A 25,341-nucleotide genomic window follows, 5' to 3' on the forward strand; every position below is an offset into this window, starting at 1 on the left:
AACTATTGGGAATGGATAGAAAAAGAATGGAAACCCTGGTTCTGATCGTTGGAACCTTGGTCGTAGCCGCCGCTTTAACCGTCTACTTTGTAATGGGAGACCATCCCAACAAAGCCTTATATGCCAATGTAATTATTGCTGTTGGCTTCCTCTTCTTTATTGCCTACAATACCATTACGACCTCTGGTTTACAGAAGGAAATTAAAGAGCTTCGTGAGCAATTGGAGGCTACTAAAAAGGAATTGGAAGACAAGCGTTCTGAAATTGCTCAGTTGCAACAAAACCTTAACGATAAGGACGAAGAATTGAATCAGAAAAACGGAGAAATTTCGAAGTTAGAATCTGATCTTCAAAGCTTGCAAAAGGAATTCGACGCCCTGAAATCAGAGCAAGAGGCTAGCGAATAAACCTAAAAAGCCAGCGGTGGAGATTCTCTACGCCTTTCCCCTTGGACTTAGCCTCAGTTTCGCGGCTGGTCCTATTTTCTTCGTAATTATTGAAACCAGTATAAGCAAGGGTAAAGCTGCTGCTTTAAGCTTGGATATTGGTGCCGTGCTGGCGGATATTTGTTTTATCCTGCTGGCTTATTTTGGTAGTAGACCCTTATTGGAAAACCTGAAATCCAACCTTTGGATTGGCATTGGCTCCGGGCTGGCTGTAATGGCCTTTGGAGCGTATTACCTCCGCAAATCTTCCAATCAAAGTCAATTTAATTCCACTTTGAAACTCGACACCAAAGGCTTACTCCTGGTCAAAGGTTTCTTGCTCAACTTCCTCAATATTGGCGTGCTGCTTTTTTGGCTGGCCACTACCGTTACCATTGGAAACTTAGTCGACAATGAACCCAGAAGAATGGTGCTGTTTTATGCAACCACAATTGGGGTTTACCTTTCAATAGACTTCCTTAAAATCTACTTTGCCAGCCGCTTTAAAGAAAAACTGGCTGGCAAAGGAATGCGTATTATCGAAAAAGGAATTTCCCTAATCCTGATTGGCTTTGGGCTGTTTATTGCCCTGCGCGCGATCTGGACTTAATTTTGCCCTTCTTCGCGAGGATAGGAATTATTGCTTCGATTAATATCGGCCATAAAGCCTTCTTCATCAATCACCACTTTTTCAATCTTATCCGCTTCGAATGGAATCAACCACTCGTATTCAGGATGAGTCCAAGGCCAGGCTTTTTGGGTATTGTAGCCTTCCTCCTTCAATTCGCCAAACTGCATCAAAGTGGGGATATAATAATTGAAAACACTTTCATCCTTTAGGTAAACGCGGATTCGCAAAGGCATGGACATTGTTCCCAATCGCTCCAAATAAATCTTGGTAGCTCCTTTACCTTCTTCGATACGGGCAATACCATAATCAATAGTCTTAGTGGTTTCTACCCATTGATGATAATACCAATCTAAATGCATTCCGCTTTCGCGCTCCATAATGCGAATCAAATCCCAAGGTTCGGGATGCTTAAAGCACCAGGTATTGAAGAAGCGCTTCATTCCGCGATCAAATGCTTCATCACCAATGATATAGCGCAATTGAGCTAAGAATACCTCCCCTCTGGAATAAGCATTAATGCTGTAGGTACGGTTGCGTTCAAAGCGATCGGCCATGGTGATCAAAGCTTCATTCTGCTCCGGCTTAGAAATCAAAAAGGCATGGGCAGCATAGGCATTGGCATGCGGATTAGCGACCGGGCGTGGACTGATGGCATTCAATACTTCGGATTCCGCGAATGATGTGAAGCCCTCATCCATCCAGGGAAAACGCAATTCATTACTTCCTAAAATTCCATAATACCAATTATGGGCTCCCTCATGTACCGTTACGCCCACCAATCCGCTAATCTTGCCAGTTCCTTTTAGCATGGTACACATGGGATATTCCATACCACCATCGCCACCTTGAATAGCCGAAAACTGTGGATAAGGATAGCGACCGTAGCGCTTATTCATTTCTCGGAAAAACTGCTGGGTGTACTTAGGTAAGCGTTCCCAGGTTTTATCATAATCTTCCAAATAGAAAAAGTGAAGGTCCAGAGTGCTATCCATAGGAACAGTGCTGTGGATATAGTCCGGATCAGCTGCCCAGGCAAAATCATGCACATTCTCCGCTTTAAAAGTCCAGGTCCGTACATCCGGCTTCCAAGGCTTTAAGTCTAAAAACTGAACTCCATCCTCAAGTTCACCCGCTGCCCAATAGGAATCGAAGTCTTGTAAACTTCCGGTGGCCGCTACTTTATAATCCGAGGGTAATTCAATTTGCACTTCGAATTTTCCGAAAGGAGCGTAAAACTCTCTTGCCACATAAGGATCGGCATGCCAGCCCATATTGTCATAAGCGGCAATTTTAGGATACCATTGGGTCATGGTATAATCAATACCCTCCTCATTATTACGGCCGCTTCGGCGGATTTGCACCGGTACCTGACCTTCGAATTCCAGATCGAAAATTGCGGTGTCGCCCGGTAATAAGGCTTCCGGTAAAAGGACCTTTAAAAGAGTTTCCTCAGTTTGGGTAAAGGCTTCTTTGCCATTCATTTTAAAGGTTTTCACCTTCTGAATTCCTATCTCATCGCGCTTTAATTTGGAGATGCGATCCTTTACCCTTCCATCGGGATCTGGCAAATTGCGAGAGCGCACATCCATCATACTGTTCGGCTGAAAAGCATTAAAGTATAAATGGAAGAAAACCTCATTTAAAGTATCCGGAGAATGATTGAAATATTTGAGCTGCTCCGTTCCGTTGAACTGATGGTTCTTGGTATTGAGCTTTATCTGAATGGAATAATCCACTTCTTGCTGCCAGTAGCCCTGTGGAACTTGAGCCATTACAGAAAGGGGAAGCAGAGCCAGAAGAGTCTTGAGGGTGTTTTTTCTCATAATTAAATTGAAAGGCAAAGGGGCCGGGGTTTTTATAAACTTAAATCGCTTAAGCGCAGGGCATGATCTAAACGCGCTCCTTTTTCAGTCATTTTAAGCAGGGCCATTTCATTAGCAGCATCATGCTCAAAGAAGAGCTTAATCCCTTCATCCACACATTTCTGAAGTACCGGAGCTTTTTCGGCCATGGTCTCCAGAGGTCGAACATCATAACCCATTACATAAGGCAGTGGAATATGCCCTACAGAAGGGATAAGATCGGCGGTATAAAGAATCTTTTCGGAGCCAGTTTCTATATAAGGAAGCATTTGCGCTTCAGTATGACCATTTACCACACAAACTTTAAAGGGAAGCTCGGTATCGTACCAACCATTTTCACGTGGTACATCTAAAAACTGCACCTGGCCATTGGCTTGTAGGGGTTCAAAGTTTTCCTTGAGGAAAGACGCTTTCTCGCGAGGATTAGGGTTTACTGCCCAATCCCAATGGTATTTATTAGACCAATATGTGGCATTCTTAAAGGTTGGAACCAACTTGTCTCCTTCATACATTACGGCACCTCCCACATGATCAAAATGCATATGGGTTAGGAAAACATCGGTAATATCATCACGGTGAAAACCGTGTTCTGCCAAGCCTTTATCGATATTGTGTTCACCTCCGCGGAAGTAAAAACCGAAAAACTTCTCACTTTGCTTATGACCCATTCCGGTGTCAACCAGAATTAAGCGCTTCCCATCTTCGATAAGCATTAAGCGCAAGGCCCAATTGCATAAATTATTTTCGTCGGCCGGATTAGTTCGTTGCCAAATGGATTTGGGTACCACGCCAAACATGGCACCGCCGTCTAACTTAAATGTTCCCAGATTTACCGAATATAATTTCATAGCTTAGTTTACGGATTCGCCCAAAAATAAGTCATAAAATAGAGCGGTTAAATTTTGCCATGCGATACCTGCCTTTCTTAATCAGTATTCTCCTTCTTTCTGCTTGTGATGAGCCCCTTCCTCCGGTGAAAACCCTTCAGAGTTTAGAGCTGCAAATGGATACCCTTTCCCTGCAAGCTAAAAATGATAGCGCCGAGGTATTTTTCAATTTTTACATCGAAGATCTTCAGGTTAAAGGAGAGGACAGCTTGCACCTAGCTATCAATCAAAAAATACAAAGGCATTTATTGGAGGGCAATCTCAGCTTTGCCGAAAACATTAATTCCTATCAAGGCTTATACGACAGTATTCGTACCGAATATTTACGACTTAGCGAAAGTGACTTTGCGCCGGTATCTGCCTGGGATTTAAGTCAGTCTGTGACCATCGCCCTGAATGAAGAAGGCCTTTTCTCCTATCATAGCAGTCATTCTGCCTATACCGGTGGAGCACATCCTAATACTTTTGGAGGCTCACAATTAATCCGATTAAGGGATGGAGCCGACTTAAATCTTGATAGCCTCATTAACCCGGCCTATACAAATGATTTACTGCGTTTGGCTGAATCCTTATTTCGAAAGGAATATCAATTAGCCGAAACCGGAAGTCTTAATGAGCATGGCTTTTGGTTTGAGGAGGATCAATTTCAACTACCGGAGGTTTTTACCTTCGATCGTGAAGGTTTACATTTTCATTACAATCCCTATGAAATTGGCCCTTACGCCATGGGACATCTGTTTGTAGATATTCCCTACATATATTTGTTAGACTTCCTTAAACCTGAATATCAATTAACTAACATTTCGGAAAAGAACCCGGAATCCTAAAAACTGAATTTACATGCGCTATTTAGTTCTCTGCCTCTTTATGGCTTATGGCTTACATGCCGATAAAATAGTTTTTCGTGATCTCTCTTTAAAAGAAGGTCTGGAAGTAGCTAAAGAAGAAGGTAAACCCGTATTTATCGACTGCTTTACCACCTGGTGTGGACCTTGTAAATGGATGAGCGCCAATATTTTCACTGATCCGGCAGTGGCCGAGTATTACAATGAAAATTATGTGTGCTTGAAAATTGACATGGAAAAAGGTGAAGGTGTAGATATTGCTAAGAAATATTCCATTCGCGCCTATCCTACCCTCCTTTATTTAGATGATAAAGGTGAGCGCTTACTCGTAACGGTTGGTGCCAACCGCGACCCTAAAAGCTATATCGAAGCAGGAGAGCAGGCCAAAGACCCCCAACGTAATTTGCCTTATTTACTTAAAAATGTGGAGGCGAATTTTAAGGATGCCGACTTTATGTTCAATTATTTCAAAACGGCCTCTGCCGCTAATATGGTAGCCCCTGGAATGGTTGACAAATACTTTGAGCAATTTGAGGTTGAAGAGTGGTTGAAGTCAAAAAACTGGGAAATCATTCAGTATACCGCCAATGATGTAGAGTCTAAAACCTTTAAGACCTTATTGCGAAATGCCGATATGGTAGTTAAGAAAAAGGGGAAAGTGGCTCAGGAATTTATGGAGCAAACTGTTTTCTATGCCTTGGCTAATGGCCTTTATCGTGCTCGTAGCGAAGAGGCTAAGGCTACTTACAATGCTCAAAAAGATGAACTATTAAACATTGACTTCCCGGGTTCTAAAAAGGTGGCTTTCCAAATCAACCTTATGGAGCAAAAGCAAAATGAAGATTATAAGGCTTATGGCATGGTGGCCCTAAAAGGGACTAAGGAACATTGCTGGGATGATGCCCGCCAATTAAATGATATTGCCTGGACCGTTTACGAAAAAGTGGAAGATCCCGCGGTATTAAAAGAGGCGGTGATGTGGGCTAAGCGCGCCGTGGAATTAGCTCCCAGTCATTATATCTATGACACTTACGCGCACCTTTTGGCTGTAAACGGTCAAAAGGAACAAGCGATTAAAATTGAAGAAGAAGCCATTGACCTGGCTAAGAAAGAAGGTGCTAAAACCGAAGATTACGAAGGCTATATCAAAGAATTGAGAGCCTCTTAAGCATCAAATAAAAGAGTAAAAAAAGCCGGAGTAAGTAACTCCGGCTTTTTTGTTTGTGCTTGATTACCGTTTACCGATAATCTTTTCGATAAACGGTCGATTATCTTCGATTAACAGCAACACCACTTGTAACATGATCATTATCAGTAAACTAAAGAAAACCGTTTGTCGTCGATTATCGGTAAATTGGCTATCAGAAATGTAGATTATGCCCTTTCGTCTGTTTATTATCGCACTTAGCGGACTGTTTATCGCTTCAAATCCTGGCGATAACAAAACCATAATCCCTATCTCGGAACTAAGGGAAATCTGCGCTCAAGACTTATCGGAACTCCTAATTCCCGAAAATGAATTCTTGGGTTTTATTGGTGAGGACAAACAGAGGATCTATATGGTTTTTGATTCCCTGCATAAGGTGGAAGGTTTTGATAACCAGTATCAGGTTTTTGGCCATAGTACTGTATTCGATAATCGCTGTGACTTCAACGGAATCTTAGTTATTGAAAACTATAAAGCTCTAAGCTCCGACGAAAAAAGTACTGAATACCCCAAGCGGTTTCAATTAAGTGGAACTTATAAGCTTGCAGAAAATCCTCATCAAAGGCATGTGGGTTTATTTGAGGGTCAGTTCCAAAGTCATTTTATCCAGTATAAGGATGCCCAGGTAAAAAGAGGCCTAATTGACCCCTTTCGAGCAGATCGCAATCATCAGTATCAGGGTACTTGGCGCGAGTATAGTTCTGAAAAATCCAAAGTCTGTAATTGGGGAGAATTGCGCATTCCGAACAGCGGCGATCTAGATTTAGGCTTGCATGGCTTTTCAGCTAATCCCAAGTATCAGAATAAAGGTTGGTGAACTAATTTGTAATTTCGGGAAAACCTGATCCTCGTTTATGCTTAAAAGATTTCGGCATTCGCTGAAACTCACCGCGGACCGCTTCTATATGGGACTATTCTTGTCTCTGGGTCTGGCGATTAGCTTTTACCATTTCATTGTTCTTCTTTTTGAAATAATGAAAGTCCTAGGTGTAGATCGCTACGGACAGATGTGGAGTCCGGGAGACCATGAAAATTATTTCCATCGTTGGATCATCGCCCTTTGGTCCCTTCTCTTAGGTTTCGATCTTCTACTGCGCTATTGGTTTCAAAAACCTGAAAAAACTCGCTTCGGCAAAACTTTTAGACGTCATCGAATATTAAATGACCACAGTCTGTTGATATGGGAGTTCAGTTTCCTATTTCTACATATTGGCTTTATCCTTAGTTATTGGTTTTTAGTTGCTTTTCGAGATCTCGGCAATGGTTTTGAAATCCTTTTTAATAATCGATGGGTTCTGCCATTCGCTTTAGTTATTATCTATTTCAGGTACTGGTCCAATTTGTTATTGCACTTTCGGAGAAAAGGCTTTATCGCATTGTTGCTCAGCACGGTCATCATTGCTGGTTTAAGCTTCAGCTTAGCTCTATGGGAAATACGAGATTTTGATAAAACGGCCCAAACACTTTCGAAGCAAGGACCCTATTCCCTTTATGATATTCAAATTCCAAAAAGCAGTTTTTATCTAAAGTCCGAATCTGTCTTAAGCATGAATGAGGTCTTTCTATTTGAAAACCCTAAACCCAGGTTTTATACTTACTGGCAAGGAGAACATGAATTACATGAATTCTACAGCATTTACACCTATCACCATTGGCGGAGCTCAGAAACCCGCCTTGTGGTGGATCGTGATTTGAGCATGAGAACCTTAATTGCTTTTCACCAAAAAGTTATGGTTGATATAAATACTTGTCCGTTTTTCTATGCGGTTCAAGCCTCGGATGAATTGGGTAGCTTTCAGCCCTCGGTGCATTGTAATTTTCCAATATGGATATGGAACTATAATCATTTTGATTTCGATGGCATAGAGAGCCCTTTTCGCAAAGTGATTCGCATTGAGCCTTTAGATTCGAATCACATACTATTGAATGGTGAACCCGTTGACTTAAACCTTCTCCCCATGCTTTTAATGGATGTTATTCAGGAAAGAACAAGCTTTGGTTTTCATTTTAAAAACTGGGATCAACAGCATTTCCAAGACTATTTTAAGGTATTAATAGAGATCCGTTCGAGCCTGGAATTGTTGAGTATAAAGTCTCCCAAGCATCAGAAATACCAATTATGGCTATGGTTTTAAGCCTTTGAATCTCAATATTTTGAAGCCTTCTATTTTAGTGTTATCCCTTGCCCTAGACGATCCTTTTTCGTACCTTAATGGTCCCTCAAATCAGCTAGCGCCATGAAAACTAAAAGCCTCCAAATAATTGCTCTGGGCTTGATTATTCTTAGCCTCAGCAGCTGTGCCCCTTCCGGTTTTGAAGAAGAGCCCGCCGGCTTTTTCTACGGCCTTTGGCATGGCTTCATCATCTTTTTCTCCACCCTGGGTAAAATCTTTGATCGAGACATTGGGATTCATGCCCTAAATAATACCGGTTGGCCTTATTGGTTAGGTTTTCTCATTGGCTTAAGCTCTGCTATTGGCGGTGGGTCCAGAGCCGCTTCTCACAAAAAACGTAAAGCAAGACGCGCCGAAAATTAAAAATCTGCAATCATGAAACCGAAAGCCCAATTCCCCTTATTCCGTTTAAATCTTCACCCGCGTAATTGCCTGGAATTAAACCTTTCGGCCGAGAACCCGGATTTAAAGTATATCGATTCCCAAGAAAAACTGGGTAAATACATTCAGCAACGTATTCGCCAGGAACATAGGCTTTATGCCATTGGTGGATATGGCGAAAACCGCAAGATCTACAGTCAATTCAAGCATTTCGATTCGGATGGAGGTAAACGCAGCATCCACCTGGGGGTTGATCTTTGGACTCCGGCCAAAACGCCGGTTTACTGTCCACGCGATGCCAAAGTGCATTCCTTCCAGTTCAATGATCATCCCGGAGATTATGGCGCTACCTTAATCCTGGAACACGAACAAAAAGGCAAAACCTTTTACAGCCTCTACGGACATATTTGTTTAGCCGATTTGGACCGACATGAAATTGGTCAGGAAATAAAGGCCGGTGAAATAATATGTCATCTTGGGGCCGAAAATGAAAATGGTGGCTGGCCTCCCCATCTGCATTTTCAATTGATCCTGGATTTACAAGGGGCCAAGGGAGATTATCCCGGAGTAGTAGAAGCCCATCAGGCGAAAGCCTACCTTGAAAACTGCCCCGACGGGCGCTCCTTCTTTTACTTAGAAGGCTCATAATCCCAAGCCCTGCCGAAAGACAGGCTTTTCTCGTAACTTCCGCAGCCAATTGCCTTGTATGGAAGTTAGTATCGGTATTGACATTGGTGGTACCAATAGTCCTTATGGAATTGTAACCGAAAAGGGGGAGGTTCTCGCCAAGGGTTCTGTGAAAACCCGCGATTATAATAATCCGGAAGAGTTTGCCCGAGCCTTATCTCAAAGCATTAAAGAAAGTCTCTCCGAATTAGGAGAAGAGCTGCAAATACTGGGCATAGGCATTGGTGCTCCTAATGGTAATCATTACCAAGGTACCATTGAATTTGCGCCCAATCTACCCTGGAAAGGAGTCGTTAACCTCATCGCGCTTTTTCAACAGCATTTTACTTTGCCTATCTATGTTACCAACGATGCCAATGCAGCCACCATTGGGGAGTATGTTTTTGGTAAAGCCAAAGGATTGAAAGACTTTATGGTGGTTACCCTGGGTACCGGTGTTGGAAGTGGCTTTGTGAGTAATGGCGAACTCATTTATGGTCATGATAGCTTTGCCGGAGAATTAGGGCATACCATTATTGTACACGATGGTAGAGATTGCGCCTGTGGCCGTAAAGGCTGCCTGGAGACTTATGCTTCGGTAACCGGATTATTGCGCACCGCCCAAATCATGTTGGCTAAGTCTTCGCAACATTCTATACTCCGCAATACTTCCATGGATCAACTTAGTGGCAAGGATATTGGCGATGCAGCAGCCCAAGGCGATAAGTTGGCTTTGGATATCCTGGATTATACTGCCAAACGATTGGCTTTTAGTCTGTCCAATGCAGTTGCTATTACCAGTCCGGAAGCAATTTTCCTATTTGGAGGAATGGCGCGCGCCGGCGACCTCCTGCTGGGACCTACCAAAAAATACTTTGAAGAATACCTTCTGCACTTGTACAAAAACAAAGTGCGAATCGAAATATCTGCTTTAACCGAACAAAATGCCGCAGTACTAGGTGCCTCTGCCCTGGTATGGAATGAAAAAAAGGCCCAACATGCGCAGTAAATCTATCCTTTTCGCTCCCTTAATTCTTGCCCTTGCTTGTTCTGGTCCGGAGCCAGAGACTATTAATTCCAAAAACTGGGCCGAATTAGTAAACCCTTTTATTGGGACCGGCGGACACGGCCACACCTATCCAGGTGTATCGGCACCCTTTGGTTTTATGCAGTTAAGTCCGGATACGCGTTTAAGTGGCTGGGATGGTTGTGGTGGTTACCATTACAGCGATTCGGTGATTTATGGCTTTTCGCATACCCACCTCAGCGGCACCGGAATTTCCGATTACGGGGATGTGTTAATCATGCCCTTTACCGGCGAAGGCCATTTTAACAATGGTTCTGAAAGCAGTCCGGATTCTGGCTATGCTTCCCGCTTTAATCATAGCAAGGAATCGGCCCATGCGGGATATTATCAAGTTGAGCTTCTAGACTACAATATTCAGGTAGAACTAACTGCCAGTCAAAGAACGGGAATGCATCATTATCAATACCCAAAAAGCGCAAGCCAAGGCTTGGTAGTCGATTTGCAACATCGGGATCAACTGCTTGATGCTCATTTAGAAATTATAGATCCTAGCCATATTCGCGGTTATCGTGTTTCCAAGGCTTGGGCTCAGGAACAACATCTCTATTTTTATCTGGAACTCTCCCAAGCCATTAAGGAGAGTCGTTATAATGAAGATAGCACCAAGCTCCTGCTTTACTTTGATAATCCAGAGGAACTCTATTTGAAAATTGGCAGTTCCGCGGTTTCAATGGAAGGCGCAGAAAGAAACCTGAAGAAAGAAATTCCTGCATGGGATTTTAAGGCACTTCGTCAAAACTGTGAGGCGGCCTGGAACAAAGAATTGTCTAAAATCCAGGCCCAGTTCGAAAGCCCAGAAGACGAAAAGATCTTTTATACCGCCCTTTATCATTCTTATTTAAACCCCAATATCTTTCAAGATGTAGATGGGCAGTATCGAGGCACCGACCTTGAAGTACATCAAGACAGCAGTTTTACCAATTATTCGGTGTTCTCACTCTGGGATACTTATCGGGCCACCCACCCCCTCTTTACCTTAACGCAGCAAAAACGTAGCCTCGATTTTATTAAGACCTTCTTACATCAATACCAAAACGGTGGTGAGCTACCCATGTGGGAATTAGCGGGAAATTATACCGGCTGTATGATTGGTTACCATGCTATTCCGGTAATCGTTGATGCCTATGCAAAGGGTATTCGCGACTTTGATACGGAGCTGGCCCTTAAAGCCATGATTGAAGAAGCTGAAAAGGATGAATTAGGCAAAGCTTATTACATCGCTCAAGGCTACATGGCTTCTAATGATGAGCATGAATCCGTATCCAAAAATCTGGAATATGCCTACAATGATTGGTGCATTGCCCAATTTGCCAAGGAACTGGGTAAGGATAGTATTTACCGTGTTTTTATTGAAAGAGCTCAGAATTATCAGAACATCTTCGACCCTGAAACGGGCTTTATGCGAGCCAAGCGCAAGCAGATGTTTATGGAGCCCTTCGATCCGGCAGAAGTGAATTTCAACTTTACGGAAGCGAACTCCTGGCAGTACAGCTTTTATGTACCGCAAGACCTAAGTGGCTTAATCGCTTTACAAGGTGGTGCCGATGGTTTTAATGCCAAGCTAGAGGCCTTGTTTAATGCCCCTCAAGAAACCTCGGGCCGAGAGCAGGCCGATATAACCGGCCTTATTGGTCAGTATGCCCATGGCAATGAGCCTAGCCACCACATGGCCTACCTTTATAATTATACCGGAGCTTCTGCCAAAACGCAGGCTATGGTGCGCAGGATTATGAAGGAGATGTACCACAATAGTCCGGATGGCTTAATTGGTAATGAAGACTGCGGACAAATGTCGTCTTGGTACGTTCTCTCTGCCTTGGGATTTTATCCGGTAACGCCTGGTAGCCCCGATTATATCATAGGATCGCCACTGGTTAAAAACGCGAGTTTACAACTGGAAAACGGCCAGAGCTTCAAAATCCAAGTTGAAAACCAAGGGCCGAATAATGTCTATATCCAGGAAATTCGTCTGAATGGAAATCCGTATACCCAGGCATGGATCAATCAAAAGACAATTCTTGATGGTGGTGAATTGACATTTGTGATGGGCCCAAAACCTGGTCCTGCTTTAGAAGCACCGGTTTCCGAAATCAAGGATGAGCTAATTAGTCCTGTACCTTTTATTAAGCAAGAAAGTGCTGAGTTTAGAGATAGCCTGGTACTAAGCCTGCATTGTGCAGATCCGGATGCTAAAATCTATTATTCCTTGCGCGGAAATCAGGTGGACACAAATTCCTCCCTCTATGAAAAGCCCATTGTTTTAAAAGACAACTCCATGTTGTATGCCATGGCAAAGGTCCCGGGTAAAAAGGCCAGTAAGCCGGCTGGAACGGTCTTCGTAAAATTGAAAACCAATCGGAAAATAGAATTCAGCACTCCTACTGATCCTCAATATCCTGGCAGTGGATCTAATACTTTGCTGGATGGTATGGATGGCGGCAGCGATTTCCGCACCGGAGGCTGGCAAGGTTGGCAAGGACAGGATGTGGAATTGATTATCGACCTCGGACCGGAGGGCGAGCATATTTCACGCCTTAGCGCCAATCTTTTGCAGGATACTAAATCCTGGATTTTCTTACCCAAGCAAGTGCGCTTTTACGCCGCTCAGTTTGATGATCAATTCGAATTCTTAGGAGCCGTGAAGCCGGAAACAGCGGATACAGCCAGCGGTACTCATATTGAAGATATTGAACTAAGCTTTAGTGGACGCCGAGCCCGAAAAGTGAAAATTGTAATTGAAAATTATGGCCCCTTGCCCGCCGGACATATTAGCGCTGGCAAGGAAAGCTGGTTATTTGTAGATGAGGTGAAAATTCAGAAATTTTAGATTTCACTCGGAAATATCTCAATGTATTTCAGCTCCGCAGTTTTCATTAAGTCTCTGGATTCCGGGAGCTCTTTCAATGGCAATTGATAAGTACCCGGGCCTTTAAAATCCCTTTGTATAAGTGGACTTATCATAGGACCCTCTTCGGGTTTAAAACGCAGTCGAATATCAAAATGCTGATCTTCTTCGATAGAGAAATAAATCACTCCGTCTTCCACATACCAGAAGGTCTGCCTAAAAGCATTTCGCAAGGCATCCAGACCCGGTTTTTCCCGACCATAATAATCGATCACACTCCAAGACGGTCCCGGCCAACAATCATTAAGTTGCCACATCAGTGAACCCATGCAAAAACCTCTTTGCATACGATGGGCCCGAGCTGCAGTTTGCAAGGCCTTAGACTGCACTGCCTGACTCTTCTCAATAAAGTCTTTGAAATCCTTTGGCTCCCCGTAATACTGCAGTACCTGCTTGCGAATCTCTCCATTGCCGATATAGCTCTTCTGGCGGTTTTGCATGGCCTGCGACTCCAAATACATGTTAGAATCCGCAATTACCCTACGTAGGCTTTTGTAATCGGGGAATGACTGGAAGCCATACTCCACCATAAAGCGCCCCACGTTAGCATTGAACTGATCGAAGCTTTCTCGGCCATGCCATACTCCCCAATAGTGCATACTGGCATGCTTAAAGTTTTCTGCGTTTCCCCAATTACTCAAAGGGCTGGTATGCACATAGGGTCGATCGTCCAATGCAGCCAAACTTTCTGGGATAAGCTGCTTAAAAAGGCTTTCATAGCCTCTGATCAATTGCAAAGAATCTTCTTTAGAATAGCCGAATTGCTTTTGCCAGCCCCAGTTTTTCCAGGCCACATCAATTTCATTATTTCCGCACCAAAGCACTATAGAAGGATGTTGGCGCAAGCGCTTCACATTGTCTTCTACCTCAGCCTTTACATTGCTTAAAAAGCCTGGTTGATCCGCAGGGTACATGGTTCCGGCAAACATAAAATCCTGCCATACCATGATTCCCAGACTATCGCATTGATCATAAAACAGATCTTTCTCATAAAAGCCACCACCCCAAACCCGCAGCATATTCATATTAGCCGATGCTGCTTGATTTAAAAGTCGTCGATAGCCCGCATCAGAAACCCTTGGCAAAAGCATATCCTGAGGCACATAATTAGCCCCTCTGGCAAAAATGGGCTTCCCGTTAATCTTGAAATAAAAAGAAGTGCCCAAACTATCCGGGGCATTTACCAATTCTACCTTTCGCAGGCCATAGTGAAAGGGAAACACATCAATGAGGCTATCCTCTCGAAATAGCCTTAGGGTGTCATAATACAGATGGGCCTCACCATAGCCACGCGGCCACCACAATTCAGCCTGATCAATCTTCTTGCGAAAAGCTAAAAAACTTTGAGAATCCATAGGATCTCTCTCCGCCTCTATTCTTTGCCCTTGAAACTCTAGCCATAGATTCCCAGTTCCGTTTTCGATAGCATAGTCAAATTGCACAAAAGCAGCTGAATCCCTCTGGGCTAATAAAGTCGCCCGAACCTCCTGTATTCGAGTGTCCTTTGATTGCAAATAGACCTTGCGATAGATCCCACAGGTAACAATGCGCGGGGCCCAGTCCCAACCAAAATGATAGGCTGCCTTTCGGCTGAATGGACTCACTTTTAAATCGCCGGTCTCCGAGCCTGCTGGCAATGCCCGTGGATAGCTTTCCACCGTCTTTTTATGATATTGATAAGGCGAAATAAAGTCGACCCTCAAGCTATGTTCACCGGGTCTAAGTTCGCTTAAATCAAAAACCCAGCGTCGAAACATATTATCACATTCCCCCAGCAGAGAATCATCTAGGTAAACCCGGGCATAGGTGTCTAGGCCTTCAAAAACCAAATTCTGTGGAGCCCCCTCTTTTAGGTTAAAGTGAGATTGGTACTGCCAATTTTCCTTTTCAATCCACTGATAGCGAAGCTCGTTGTTCTCGTAGTAAATGTTTTCAATCCGCTGCTCCCGCATCAAATCCTGATGCACCGTGCCTGGCACCTGAGCGGGAAGCCATTCACTTTCCCCCATTCGGCGGAATTGCCAGCCATCACTTAAAGGCATTTCTTGCGCATAAGTGACCATGCTGATTAGGTAAAAGATAATGTAAGTGCTATGCCTCATTGAGTAAATGTAATGGATCACAGGATTAATCAACAGAACTATTTTCCACTTAAACCACTATAGTCTGTAAACCAATAAGCTTACATTTTAAATTATTTGTAATCCTATTGGTTTACATTTTTATATTTTAGTAAACTAATTAGTTTACCAAACATCAAGAATATAGTCATGAGAAGCGCTAAAAAACTTCAACTTGAACAATTAGAGAAAAAGCTCAAACCCTTTGCTAAGGCGCAAGAAGGACAAATTCCAGAAGCGGGTTGGATTAAAGCAATCCGAAGTGGTTTAAACATGACTATGGCTCAACTGGGTGTTAAACTCAATATTACTCGACAAGGAGTAAAAAAATTGGAAGATAACGAGGCCAATGGTAGTATTAGTCTAAATTCTCTTCGGCAAACAGCTGAGGCTTTAGAGTTTAAGCTTGTATACGCTTTAGTGCCTAAAGATGGCTCTATCCAAAACTTAATAAATCAAAAAGCGGAAGAATTGGCTCGCAAAATTGTTTTGCGAACCCACCAGAGTATGAAGCTCGAAAACCAAGCTATTGCCGAGAAAAAAATCAAACTTGCTATCAGTGAACTTTCCGAAGAATTAAAACGCGATTTAAACAAATCTTTATGGGATTAAACCTCAGTTATTCACCCGGACAAACCCCCATAAATGAAGAAGAAAAAGATGGATTAAGGATCAACACCATTGTGACTCAAGCCGAATTGGATGAGTTTGAGCAATTGAATATTGAAAAGGCGATTGCCTGGACTATTCAACAGAAATTCACAGTCGAAAAAATTTTAAGTGCAATTTTCATCAAAAACCTCCATAAAAGAATGTTCGGAGATGTTTGGAAATGGGCTGGTAGTTTTCGCAATTCAGAGAAAAATCTAGGCGTTACCTGGACACAAATAAACATCGAACTGCATAAGCTGCTCGACGATACTAAATTCTGGATTACAGAAAAGTCCTACCCTCCTGAAGAAATTGCCATACGGTTTAAACATAGGTTGGTTAGTATTCATTGCTTCCCCAACGGAAATGGTAGACATTCCCGACTAATGGCGGACCTTGTCTTGGAAGCACTAACTAATCAAAATGCTTTTAACTGGAGTCAGAACCAAATGAGCCAAGCAAACAATACTCGTAAAAAATACATTGCCGCCTTGAAAACTGCTGATCAGGGTAGCATAAACGACCTTCTTCAATTTGCTAAAGAATAGCTTTGAACTCTACTTAAAAGCCAAAATCCCCTTTACCTTCTCCTCATCCGAAATTAAGCGAGCACCCATTCCCAGTGGCACATCTGCCTCAAAAGCACCCACGGTAAAATGCACGGCATCCAAAGTAGAGGCTTTAAATGCTGGCATCGCGGAAGCCATTAGCCCACTGCCCGCCATAATCTCAATACGATCTTGAGCGGCTTCTTTCAAGCGAACCAAAAGATCTAAACCCTCAATTGCCTTGGCTTGCTGACCGGAACTTAGCAGGCGCACAAAGCCCCATTCAATAATGGATTCCAAAGCCGCAAAGGGATCCGGGGTAAAATCAAAAGCGCGGTGGCAAACACTTTCTAAGCCTTGTTCTTTAGCCACAGCTATTAAGCCTTGATTGGCTTCGGCATTTAAGCTTCCATCCGGATTGGAAACCCCAAAAACCACCCCTTGAATTCCAGTTTGAGCTAATTCCACAATTTCCATTTTCATCAGCTCCAGCTCCTTAGCACTGTAAACAAATCCTCCCGCTACCGGGCGAATCATGGCAAAGACTTTTTGTTGAGATTCCTGCACTACCTGCCGGCAAAGGGCCGTACCCGGACTAAGTCCTCCTTCATGTAATGCCGAACAAAGCTCTACCCGATCGGCACCGTATTTATCCGCCAAAAGCGCACCTTCCAAAGATTCTATACAAGCTTCAAATTCCATTATTGCACGATAATTTCATCCATAAATAACCAGGCCTCTGCTCCTGCCGCTTCATGCCAGTCCGGCACTCGACCTTGCGACTCAACCACCAACTTTATAAAGCGAGTCTGGGTTTTGCTTTTTACTTCCAAATGCTCAATATGCTGCCCTCTTTGCTTGGCTTGAATTTGGGCTTGGCTTTCGCCGATAAGTCTCCAGCTCTTTCCATCTTGAGAGGCATAAACTTTATAGCTCCGTGGCACAAATATCCAGGCATTGTTGTAGTGGTAAAAATTAGAGCTTACCGAATTAATCTCTTTCAATTCACCTAAATCCAGCCACAGCTCAATATCCTGCCCCGAAAAGCCCTGCCATTGGCCATCCCTAAAGTTTAGGGAGCCCAAGCGGCCATTCACCAAAGCCGCTGCTCCCCCTCCGGTATACCATTGCGAATATTCGGATTGATACTGCGGTTTTCGCGCTAAGGCCTTATGGAATTCAAATTCCTGCTCTATGGTATCTCCATAGGGCTGTTCATTTTTTAAGGCCTGTACTTTTAAGGTTCCGGATTCCTTTAAAACAAAGCCCCAGGGTCCCTTCTTTTCATTCCAATAAACCTCTTGATCAATAGCCTCAAAATTGGTCTTAGAGCCAATAAATACCTCAGCGCTATCGAAATTCACATCGGCATAGATTTCGGCGGGAATCATCTCCGGGCCATAAGCTACCCCTAAGGATTCCAGCATAGGGTAATGCTTTTGCATCCTTTGAAAGAAGTCCCTAAAATCTCTTTTCTGCGGATAGGTCCATAATACCTCTGCTAGGGCCTGCATGCGCGGATTCACTTTAGAGTCTAAATTGGCCTCATTGGGTACATGCTCCGTCCACATATTGCATTCACCACCAATAATAAATTTCTGCTCCTGTTCACTTAATTCAGCCGGAATGGGATCAAAACTGTAGACCTTCTTCAAATCAATTTGATGCAAGCCATAGTCGAGATAACAATGACTAGTGGGCGACATAATGGCCTGATGCTGAGAGCGCGCGGCAGCAATTCCCCCTTCCATTCCACGCCAACTTTGGACTGTGGCATTAGGAGAAAGCCCTCCTTCTAGTATCTCATCCCAACCAATCAGTTTGCGTCCCTTGCTGTTTAAATAGCTTTCGATACGCTTTATAAAGTAACTCTGCAGTTCGTGTTCATTAGCGAGGCCTTCATCCGCCATACGCTTTTGGCATTTGGCACAATGCTCCCAGCGAAATTTAGGCGCTTCATCGCCCCCAATGTGGATGTACTCGGATGGGAAAATCTCCATCAATTCTTCCAAAATGCTTTCTAGAAACAAAAAGCTAGAGTCGTTTCCAGCACAGTAAATCTCTTTGAATACCCCCCAATCATTAGCTACTTCAATATTCGCATCTGCCCCCAGGCAAGAGAATTGAGGGTAGGCTGATAAAGCAGCCTGCGAATGCCCGGGTAATTCCAATTCAGGGATAATGGTGATATGACGTGCTTCGGCAAAAGCCACCAATTCCCTTAAATCTTGCTTGCTGAAATAGCCCCCATATCTAGAGCCATCTTCTTCCCTCCGATAAGCGGCCTCTTGATGTAATTTGGGAAAGGCCTCACTTTCAAAGCGCCAGCCCTGATCTTCGGTAAGATGTAAATGCAAGACATTCATTTTGTACAGGGCTAGCAGATCGATGTACTTCTTTACTACATCCTTATCAAAATAATGCCGACATACATCCAATAAAAGACCTCGGTGTTTAAAGCGAGGAGCGTCGGCAATGTATAAAGTGGGTAAAGCCCATGCTTCTCTTTTGTCGGCATCATGAAAAGCATCGACCATTAACTGTCGCAGGCTTTGGATAGCCCGCATGAGTCCGGCCTTTGTTTTGCCTTTCAATACAATTTTAGCGGCTTCAATTTCAAGCGTATAGGCCTCTTCAGGACCTTCCATTTCGTCGGAAATCACTAATTGTACCTCCCCTTTGGAAGCATGAATTTCAGGTTCAAAAGTGCTATGCTGCTTGATTAGGTCCTGTAAATACTGCGCCTCTGCCAAACAATTGGAATCAGCTTGAATGCGGGTTTTTGCTTTCCAAATAAAGGCGGCCCCAGATCGGCTTTCGAAATGCTGAACCTTTGGAATTAAGTATTGATCTGCATCCGCACGATATTCCGGAACGGCGTCTTCATCCGAACAAGCGGCAAAGGCAATTGCTAGAATAAGTAAAAAGGCCTTTTTCATAGGGCCTGAAATTACGTGATTTAGAACAAGAGTTTACCGCTTGGTTTATCCATGAACATTAGCTAATGCCGTGGTTAACATAGAACATATTATAACCAAACAGGAAATAATAGTAATCCAAGACTAATACAACAAGGCCAACTCCTAAAATGATAGGTTTCTTACTTATAAACTCTCTAAGTAAAAAAAGGCTTCCCACAACCAGTACAATCACCATTAAAATCGTGTTTAATAGGAAATAACTAGTGTTTAAGTTTTTAATATCTGCACAATATTGTCCATAAAGTTGCCCCGCTGAAAACAGAAAATAAGTAGTAAAAAGCAAAAAGAATAGGTTATACGAAAATGATCCCGTTTGTTTCCTTAACATCACCAATGGAATTAGTAAAAGCAAGGAGATTAAAGGAGCACTCGAATAGTATAATATTGGTAGTGAGTTAAAAAAGTGGCTATTAAAGATTATAAAATCCTGAGTAAACCAATAAATAAACTCAACTACTAATAATATAGCGAGTAATTTGATTAATTCGACAAAGCTAGATTTCAATATAACTAATTGTTTAGTAGTTTGTAAATTCTTGAAACACTTTGACCTTCATACTTTTTAAATCATCAATAAGATCGTTTATTAATGATTGATAAGTATTGTTTGTGCTATTTATTGAAGATAGTTGCAAAATTTTAATAAAGGAATGATAATCCGCAGAAGTCCTCGAGATACGAGTTTGTAAATTACTCCCTTGTCAGGATTGCAGGCCTCCTTCTACAGGAGTTTCTGAATTATTTAGGAAAAATACTTAGTTATCAATCACCCGTTTCTCGATATAATATGAATTGAAAAGGGTGAGAGCTCCCATGTACTTCAAGTGAAATGGTATAAAATCGCCCACCTTATATCCGCGTTCATTATCGTGAATATCAATCACCAACATATCACTGCTGGCGCCAACAAACTCGATATTCTGATCTTTAAATGGAATGAGGTACTCACTGGAGATATCCAGGGTGCCCACGTCTAAAATGGCGCGGTGGGTAGTTTTGCCATATAGACTTTCGTCGATCTCAAAGGTTTCTCCCTGTGGATTCGCTTCCAGCTCTCCGATGGGAAGCATAGGTTTTTCATTAATCTCAATGATCTGAGTATAAAGGGTAATCACATCTTGCTCCATCCCTTCCATGGGGCCATGGTTTACGATATCGGTCCCGAAATACAAGGTCTCTCCAACCCTAAAGTGATTAATTCCGGCTGGTAGTTGATGAGTTTGCAAGAGAGGAATTACCACAGAGGTACCTCCAGTTACCCAGGGAATATCGCGACCAAATTTAGCTTCGATCAGCTGCTTATAAAGCGATAATTGAATGAGCTTATCGGTGCTGGGCATTACCCCATGCAGGCAGTTAAGGTTAGATCCTATTCCCGTTACCTTAATGTTGGGTAATTCGAATACGGATTCATAAAAATCCATTAATTCCTCCCCCATGATACCTTCACGCAAGTCACCCAACTCAATCATAATGATGACCTTGTGCATCTTCCCTTGCTTTCCGGCTTCCTCGCTGATGGCCTTAATGGTGTCAAACTCGGAGTTGAAACTAGCATCGGCATATTCCACTAATTCAGGAATACTCTCAATAGCGGGAGGTTTGATGTATACGGTTTGCACATCGGCAGGTGCCAATTCTTTAACCACTTTAAGATTGGAAATTCGGGCATCGCAGATTTCTTTGATCCCCAAATCCACCACTTCTTTTACCAATACTTCTTCCCCACAAAGAAGCTTGGTAACAATCGCCCATTCGATATTATGCTGATCAAACAGGGCTTTCAAGACCTTATAATTGTGCTTGAGCTTGGTTCGATTAAAAGTGAGATAGGCCATTTTATATTGTTTTAACTCTGCGCTTAATATCTAAAGGTAAGCGCGTTAGAAGTTCATAATTCATTTGATCGCTATACTCACTAAAGGAGCTTACGCTAATTTCTTGGTCACCCTGCCTACCGATGAGTACTACCTCATCACCAATTTCAACATGGTCGAGATGACTCACATCAAGCATCATCACATTCATGTTAACAACGCCCACAACGCCCACTCGCATGCCGCGTACCAAGGCCCGACCTGAATTGCTTAAACTGCGACTAAAACCATGTGAATAGCCCACGGGAACAGAAGCAACGGTCATTTCTTGGGTAGCTAAATAAGAGGTGCCATAACCGATGTATTCACCCTTATGGACCTTTTTCACATTCATTACTCGGCTTTTCCAGTTGATCACCCTTTGCAGAGGATCTACCGGGTTTTCTTCTAAACCCGCAATGCTGATATAGGTTTCCATATTGGGCCAAAAACCATATTGTAAAATCCCGATCCGCACTAAATCGAAATGGGTTTTCGGGAAACGAAGAAAGGCTGCGCTACAGGCCGCGTGGGACCATTTCGGCTTTAAATTGGCATTTTTAAAAAGGGCTCGACCCTTCCTGAAATTCTTTATCTGCTGCCTAACGCGCAAATGATTGGCAATACTTTCCGCGCCGGCAAAATGAGTGCAGAGTCCTTGTAAATCAAGGTAGGCTGCATTTTCAATTAGGAAGCGACTAATCTGGGGCCAATTCTCCATTTCGAATCCAGAACGGTTCATGCCGGTTTCCAGTTCTATGTGCACTTTGGCCTTCTTCTTGAGTTTTTTAGCCAGTAGCACCGACTGCTCCAATCGCTTGCTATCAAATACAAAATAGCCAATATTCTTTTGTATTACCCACTCCAATTGCTCTTGAGCAACCATGCCCATGATTATGATATCAACAGGCTCTGACAGAGCTTTTAATACCTGCTCCGCTTCATGCACATCAAATACCGAAAAATGATCGGCTCCCAATTTATGGGCTAAGGGTACAAAAGGATCAATTCCGTGGCCATAGGCATTTCCTTTTACCACATGAGATAAGCGCGCGCCTGGCGCCAGTCTTTCACGGATATATTGGAAATTATTGGCTAGAGCAGATTCGCTTAATTCGATATGGCTGGTATTATCCATCAAGGTGTAAGGCTATTAATTGCAGAAATAATTTGGCTCCCTCTTCGATCAAGGAATCCGGAAAATCGTATTCGGGATGATGTAAAACCTTGCAGTCCTCCCCTGCTCCCAGTCCAAACATTAAACCGGCTTTATTTTTTAGAAAAAGACCAAAATCTTCACCCCAGGAAAAGGGCTGTTCTAATTGCTGATTGGGGTGTTGAAGTTTATCGAGGGCCTCACGCAAATACTGTAAAGCCTCCGGATGATTTTGAATGGGCCAAAATTCTTCGAAGCTTGAGACCTCCAGCTCTATTGCTTGTTTTGCCGCTTCCGCTTGAGCTGATTCTTTAAGGAGCTCAATTTGCTGGTCTAAATATTCGCCTCGCCAGGCCCTTGCGGTGAAGTGCAATTCGCCCTGTGCCGGACTAATACCATAGTTTTTAGCTCCCAAGCGACTATAAACCGGCGTACATAAAAAGAAGTCCTGATCTTCTGGATTCTGATTTTCCAGTTGAGCGGCCTCTTTAATTAATTGAGCAATGGCCGAAGCCGGGTTTTTACCTTCCCAGGGATGGGCTGCATGCGTTTCCAGGCCCTTCCACTTAAAGGCTAAACTGCGTACTCCAGCGCTAAAATTTTCGCTACGCCAGAGCACTTCAGCCAATGGATAACCTGGAATATTATGCAGAGCATAGGCATAGTGGTAATCATATTTGGCGAAAGCCGGATCAGCTAAAACCTTGGCCGCCCCTTGTCCATTTTCTTCCGAAGCCTGAAACAAAAGGCTGAGCTTCCCTTTTTGAGGTGGTGAACTCGCTATTTGCTGAGCTACAGCATAGAGGATCGCGGTATGACCATCGTGTCCACATTTATGCGATACTCCCGGTTTTTGAGAACGGTAATCTAAATCATTGGGTTCGTCAATAGGTAAAGCATCAAAATCCGCCCGAATTAATAGATGTGTCCCTTCTTTTCCGCTATTGTAGTGGGCTATAAGACTTGTGCCCCCTACTGCTTCAAGATTAAAAATCTGCAATTCGCTAAGTAATTCCTGAAGCAGTTTTTGACTTTGGAATTCCTGGCCGGAAAGCTCAGGGTTTTGATGTAAATGATGACGAAGCGCCCGGGCCTCCATTATTTTTGGTATCGCATTTCCAGATACTTATTGGTGAAACCCAACTTTTCATAAAGCTTACGTGCCGGATTATCGGGCTCTACATGCAGGGCCACATTTCCTTCCGCATGTTCCAGGGCCATTTGCATCAATGTTTTGCCCACACCCTGACCACGAGTTTGGGCATCCACTGCGATATAAACCAAGATATTCTCTGGGATATAGCCGCTCATACCTGTATTATTAACAATAGTAGCGCCCATAATCTTTTGATCATCCGTATAGGCGATCGCAACGAAACCTCCTTTGGCGGGATTAAAAACATAGTCTAAACAAGCCTGAATTTGATCGATGGGATCGCCATACTGCTCCAGGTGTTTGAATAAAAATTCGGATATCTTCTGATTGTTAAAGTCGGCATGAGGACCGGCTTTACCTTCGATAAGTAGGTAATTCATTGCTTTTGTATTTAGCGATACTGAAATAGGTGATTAAGGCCGCGGTAATCCCAAATAGGTTGGGGTTTAAATCTAAGGGGATATGGAAGGAATTGTTCACTATTAATACTTCCAAACTGAGGGTGGTACTCCCTCCAATTAAAATGGACCACCAAGCGGCTACTGACGATTTCTGTCTAAAGAATAAGGCTGCTAAGAGCGGAACAAATAAGCCACTTACCATAAAGCTGTAAGACATCAGCATCAGGTCGAGCACATTATTCATTTGAGTGGCTAGGAGTAAGGATAAAGCTCCAATAGCAAAAGTTACATACTGTGAATAGCGCAGGAGTTTATGCTCTGATAAATTGGTGTAACGGCCTATAATATCGGTTAATACATTGCCAGAGGCTGCCATTAAACAAGAGTCGGCAGTAGACATGATAGCAGAAAAATAAGCTGACATCATTAAACCCATCAGGCCCACCGGAAGAATGCTGCGTAATAATAAGGGCAAGCCCATCTCGGCATCAATGCTGGCCAGATCGGTATATCCCAATTCATCAAACATTCCTTGTTGCAAGGCCACCCGAGCAAAGAGACCTAACAATACCCCCATAAAAGCCATAATGGGCCACTCAAAAATTCCGGCCAGGAACCAGGCTTTTCGAGCGGTTTTTTCATCACGACTGGCATAAATTCTTTGATAGAGAGTCATACCAATAAACCAAATAGGAATAATGGTTAGAGCCCAATTAAAGAGATCGACCCAAGGCAAGTTGAATAGATTAAAAAAGGAGGGATCCAAAGTGGCCTTGATGGCATCATAACCGCCCACTGCGAAATAAGACATGGGAATACCGATAAAAATGAGGCCGGCCATGAGAATAATCCATTGTACGGTGTCGGTATAAATCACCGCTTTTAAACCCCCAAATACGGTGTAAATCACGGCGGTTAATCCCATGATCCAAACCGCAGATTGCAGGCTTAAATCAGGGAAAGTGGCCGTAGCTAGTTTCGCACCGGCCAAGATTTGCGCGCCGGTAAAACCGATATAACCGATTGCACTTACTAGGGCCGCTAAAAATGCTACCCGGGAATTAAAAAGGTGAAAAAAGATTTCGGGAAAGGTGAATAATTTGTGTCTGCGTAGCAGACCGAAAATTTTTGGAATCAGGAAATAGGCTGAAAGCCAGGCGCCAACTAATCCGGTAAAAAGCATCCAGCTGCCGGCTAATCCGATGGCGAAACCCAATCCGCCCAGGCCTATACTGAAACCGCCGCCTACATCGGTAGCTACTACGCTCAATCCGATATGGCCGCTACTCATTCCGCGACCGCCTACATAATAATCATCAATATCTTTGTTGCGACGCATGAAGTAAAAACCTACAGCGAGCATCGCAACTAAATAAAAAACGAATATGGAGAGATCTATGGG

The 25,341-nt window shown here is 43.3% G+C and carries 22 protein-coding genes; 12 read left to right on the forward strand and 10 right to left on the reverse strand.

Annotated features, from left to right (window positions below):
• The first annotated feature begins 11 nt into the window (after window positions 1-11).
• Both H4K34_RS08175 and H4K34_RS08180 read left to right on the forward strand, forming a co-directional pair.
• Entirely contained in the window at window positions 12-407 is a 396-nt protein-coding gene (locus H4K34_RS08175; RefSeq protein WP_210760332.1) for a DUF948 domain-containing protein, read from the forward strand.
• A 16-nt stretch (window positions 408-423) separates the two neighbouring features.
• On the forward strand, window positions 424-1,035 hold the full coding sequence (locus tag H4K34_RS08180; RefSeq protein WP_210760333.1) for a LysE family translocator: 612 nt from the start codon (window positions 424-426) through the stop codon (window positions 1,033-1,035).
• Here the strand turns inward: H4K34_RS08180 and H4K34_RS08185 are convergent.
• Together H4K34_RS08185 and H4K34_RS08190 are read right to left on the reverse strand one after the other, a co-directional pair.
• Window positions 1,032-2,879, reverse strand: a complete 1,848-nt coding sequence (locus H4K34_RS08185) for a M1 family metallopeptidase (RefSeq protein WP_210760334.1) — start codon at window positions 2,877-2,879, stop codon at window positions 1,032-1,034. The genes H4K34_RS08180 and H4K34_RS08185 overlap by 4 nt on opposite strands.
• A gap of 32 nt (window positions 2,880-2,911) precedes the next feature.
• Entirely contained in the window at window positions 2,912-3,766 is an 855-nt protein-coding gene (locus H4K34_RS08190; protein ID WP_210760335.1) for an MBL fold metallo-hydrolase, read from the reverse strand.
• A 59-nt stretch (window positions 3,767-3,825) separates the two neighbouring features.
• On the opposite strand from H4K34_RS08190, the gene H4K34_RS08195 reads away from it, so the two are divergent.
• The 8 genes from H4K34_RS08195 (at window position 3,826) to H4K34_RS08230 (ending at window position 12,992) form a co-directional block, all read left to right on the forward strand.
• Entirely contained in the window at window positions 3,826-4,632 is an 807-nt protein-coding gene (locus H4K34_RS08195) for a DUF3298 and DUF4163 domain-containing protein (RefSeq protein WP_210760336.1), read from the forward strand.
• Window positions 4,633-4,645: 13 nt separating this feature from the next.
• On the forward strand, window positions 4,646-5,818 hold the full coding sequence (locus H4K34_RS08200) for a thioredoxin family protein (protein WP_210760337.1): 1,173 nt from the start codon (window positions 4,646-4,648) through the stop codon (window positions 5,816-5,818).
• A gap of 208 nt (window positions 5,819-6,026) precedes the next feature.
• Window positions 6,027-6,674: a hypothetical protein gene (locus H4K34_RS08205; RefSeq protein ID WP_210760338.1), complete on the forward strand. Its 648-nt coding sequence runs from the start codon at window positions 6,027-6,029 to the stop codon at window positions 6,672-6,674.
• 37 nt (window positions 6,675-6,711) lie between these two features.
• Complete coding sequence (locus H4K34_RS08210; RefSeq protein ID WP_210760339.1) at window positions 6,712-7,992, forward strand: hypothetical protein; 1,281 nt, start codon at window positions 6,712-6,714, stop codon at window positions 7,990-7,992.
• 102 nt (window positions 7,993-8,094) lie between these two features.
• A complete protein-coding gene (locus tag H4K34_RS08215; RefSeq protein ID WP_210760340.1) occupies window positions 8,095-8,394 on the forward strand; it encodes a hypothetical protein in 300 nt (99 codons plus the stop codon).
• Window positions 8,395-8,406: 12 nt separating this feature from the next.
• Complete coding sequence (locus tag H4K34_RS08220; RefSeq protein WP_210760341.1) at window positions 8,407-9,060, forward strand: peptidoglycan DD-metalloendopeptidase family protein; 654 nt, start codon at window positions 8,407-8,409, stop codon at window positions 9,058-9,060.
• 58 nt (window positions 9,061-9,118) lie between these two features.
• On the forward strand, window positions 9,119-10,087 hold the full coding sequence (locus H4K34_RS08225) for an ROK family protein (RefSeq protein WP_210760342.1): 969 nt from the start codon (window positions 9,119-9,121) through the stop codon (window positions 10,085-10,087).
• Window positions 10,077-12,992 (forward strand): GH92 family glycosyl hydrolase, encoded by a 2,916-nt coding sequence (locus tag H4K34_RS08230; RefSeq protein ID WP_210760343.1) that lies wholly within the window; start codon window positions 10,077-10,079, stop codon window positions 12,990-12,992. The genes H4K34_RS08225 and H4K34_RS08230 overlap by 11 nt, the downstream gene beginning before the upstream one ends.
• Here H4K34_RS08230 and H4K34_RS08235 read toward each other — a convergent pair.
• Complete coding sequence (locus H4K34_RS08235; RefSeq protein ID WP_210760344.1) at window positions 12,989-15,172, reverse strand: glycoside hydrolase family 2 protein; 2,184 nt, start codon at window positions 15,170-15,172, stop codon at window positions 12,989-12,991. The genes H4K34_RS08230 and H4K34_RS08235 overlap by 4 nt on opposite strands.
• 168 nt (window positions 15,173-15,340) lie before the next feature.
• Here H4K34_RS08235 and H4K34_RS08240 point away from each other — a divergent pair, with 168 nt between their 5' ends.
• Both H4K34_RS08240 and H4K34_RS08245 read left to right on the forward strand, forming a co-directional pair.
• The gene (locus H4K34_RS08240; protein WP_210760345.1) at window positions 15,341-15,802 is read left to right on the forward strand and encodes a mobile mystery protein A; all 462 of its coding nucleotides are present in this window, start codon (window positions 15,341-15,343) and stop codon (window positions 15,800-15,802) included.
• Window positions 15,793-16,389 (forward strand): mobile mystery protein B, encoded by a 597-nt coding sequence (locus H4K34_RS08245; RefSeq protein ID WP_210760346.1) that lies wholly within the window; start codon window positions 15,793-15,795, stop codon window positions 16,387-16,389. Before H4K34_RS08240 ends, H4K34_RS08245 begins: the two co-directional genes overlap by 10 nt.
• A 9-nt stretch (window positions 16,390-16,398) precedes the next feature.
• Here H4K34_RS08245 and H4K34_RS08250 read toward each other — a convergent pair whose 3' ends face one another.
• The 7 genes from H4K34_RS08250 to H4K34_RS08280 form a co-directional block, all read right to left on the reverse strand.
• Window positions 16,399-17,091, reverse strand: a complete 693-nt coding sequence (locus H4K34_RS08250; protein ID WP_210760347.1) for a copper homeostasis protein CutC — start codon at window positions 17,089-17,091, stop codon at window positions 16,399-16,401.
• On the reverse strand, window positions 17,091-19,328 hold the full coding sequence (locus H4K34_RS08255; RefSeq protein ID WP_210760348.1) for a glycoside hydrolase family 20 protein: 2,238 nt from the start codon (window positions 19,326-19,328) through the stop codon (window positions 17,091-17,093). The genes H4K34_RS08250 and H4K34_RS08255 overlap by 1 nt, the downstream gene beginning before the upstream one ends.
• Window positions 19,329-20,125: 797 nt before the next feature.
• Entirely contained in the window at window positions 20,126-21,208 is a 1,083-nt protein-coding gene (locus tag H4K34_RS08260; RefSeq protein WP_210760349.1) for an alanine racemase, read from the reverse strand.
• Between the two features lies 1 nt (window position 21,209).
• Window positions 21,210-22,364, reverse strand: coding sequence for an alanine racemase (gene alr, locus H4K34_RS08265; RefSeq protein ID WP_210760350.1), 1,155 nt, complete (start codon window positions 22,362-22,364; stop codon window positions 21,210-21,212).
• The gene (locus H4K34_RS08270; protein WP_210760351.1) at window positions 22,357-23,481 is read right to left on the reverse strand and encodes an amidohydrolase; all 1,125 of its coding nucleotides are present in this window, start codon (window positions 23,479-23,481) and stop codon (window positions 22,357-22,359) included. Before H4K34_RS08270 ends, alr begins: the two co-directional genes overlap by 8 nt.
• Entirely contained in the window at window positions 23,481-23,918 is a 438-nt protein-coding gene (locus H4K34_RS08275; protein WP_210760352.1) for a GNAT family N-acetyltransferase, read from the reverse strand. Before H4K34_RS08275 ends, H4K34_RS08270 begins: the two co-directional genes overlap by 1 nt.
• Window positions 23,893-25,278 (reverse strand): sodium:solute symporter family protein, encoded by a 1,386-nt coding sequence (locus H4K34_RS08280; protein WP_246452218.1) that lies wholly within the window; start codon window positions 25,276-25,278, stop codon window positions 23,893-23,895. Before H4K34_RS08280 ends, H4K34_RS08275 begins: the two co-directional genes overlap by 26 nt.
• Between the last annotated feature and the right edge of the window lie 63 nt (window positions 25,279-25,341).

The organism is Croceimicrobium hydrocarbonivorans (genome assembly GCF_014524565.1).
Taxonomy (GTDB): domain Bacteria; phylum Bacteroidota; class Bacteroidia; order Flavobacteriales; family Schleiferiaceae; genus Croceimicrobium; species Croceimicrobium hydrocarbonivorans.

Coding starts and splice junctions, on each gene's coding strand:
- H4K34_RS08175 (WP_210760332.1), top strand. CDS start 12: ATGGATAGAAAAAGAATGGAAACCCTGGTTCTGATCGTTGGAACCTTG.
- H4K34_RS08185 (WP_210760334.1), bottom strand. CDS start 2,879: ATGAGAAAAAACACCCTCAAGACTCTTCTGGCTCTGCTTCCCCTTTCT.
- H4K34_RS08190 (WP_210760335.1), bottom strand. CDS start 3,766: ATGAAATTATATTCGGTAAATCTGGGAACATTTAAGTTAGACGGCGGT.
- H4K34_RS08195 (WP_210760336.1), top strand. CDS start 3,826: ATGCGATACCTGCCTTTCTTAATCAGTATTCTCCTTCTTTCTGCTTGT.
- H4K34_RS08200 (WP_210760337.1), top strand. CDS start 4,646: ATGCGCTATTTAGTTCTCTGCCTCTTTATGGCTTATGGCTTACATGCC.
- H4K34_RS08205 (WP_210760338.1), top strand. CDS start 6,027: ATGCCCTTTCGTCTGTTTATTATCGCACTTAGCGGACTGTTTATCGCT.
- H4K34_RS08210 (WP_210760339.1), top strand. CDS start 6,712: ATGCTTAAAAGATTTCGGCATTCGCTGAAACTCACCGCGGACCGCTTC.
- H4K34_RS08215 (WP_210760340.1), top strand. CDS start 8,095: ATGAAAACTAAAAGCCTCCAAATAATTGCTCTGGGCTTGATTATTCTT.
- H4K34_RS08220 (WP_210760341.1), top strand. CDS start 8,407: ATGAAACCGAAAGCCCAATTCCCCTTATTCCGTTTAAATCTTCACCCG.
- H4K34_RS08225 (WP_210760342.1), top strand. CDS start 9,119: ATGGAAGTTAGTATCGGTATTGACATTGGTGGTACCAATAGTCCTTAT.
- H4K34_RS08230 (WP_210760343.1), top strand. CDS start 10,077: ATGCGCAGTAAATCTATCCTTTTCGCTCCCTTAATTCTTGCCCTTGCT.
- H4K34_RS08235 (WP_210760344.1), bottom strand. CDS start 15,172: ATGAGGCATAGCACTTACATTATCTTTTACCTAATCAGCATGGTCACT.
- H4K34_RS08240 (WP_210760345.1), top strand. CDS start 15,341: ATGAGAAGCGCTAAAAAACTTCAACTTGAACAATTAGAGAAAAAGCTC.
- H4K34_RS08245 (WP_210760346.1), top strand. CDS start 15,793: ATGGGATTAAACCTCAGTTATTCACCCGGACAAACCCCCATAAATGAA.
- H4K34_RS08250 (WP_210760347.1), bottom strand. CDS start 17,091: ATGGAATTTGAAGCTTGTATAGAATCTTTGGAAGGTGCGCTTTTGGCG.
- H4K34_RS08255 (WP_210760348.1), bottom strand. CDS start 19,328: ATGAAAAAGGCCTTTTTACTTATTCTAGCAATTGCCTTTGCCGCTTGT.
- H4K34_RS08260 (WP_210760349.1), bottom strand. CDS start 21,208: ATGGCCTATCTCACTTTTAATCGAACCAAGCTCAAGCACAATTATAAG.
- alr (WP_210760350.1), bottom strand. CDS start 22,364: ATGGATAATACCAGCCATATCGAATTAAGCGAATCTGCTCTAGCCAAT.
- H4K34_RS08270 (WP_210760351.1), bottom strand. CDS start 23,481: ATGGAGGCCCGGGCGCTTCGTCATCATTTACATCAAAACCCTGAGCTT.
- H4K34_RS08275 (WP_210760352.1), bottom strand. CDS start 23,918: ATGAATTACCTACTTATCGAAGGTAAAGCCGGTCCTCATGCCGACTTT.
- H4K34_RS08280 (WP_246452218.1), bottom strand. CDS start 25,278: ATGCGTCGCAACAAAGATATTGATGATTATTATGTAGGCGGTCGCGGA.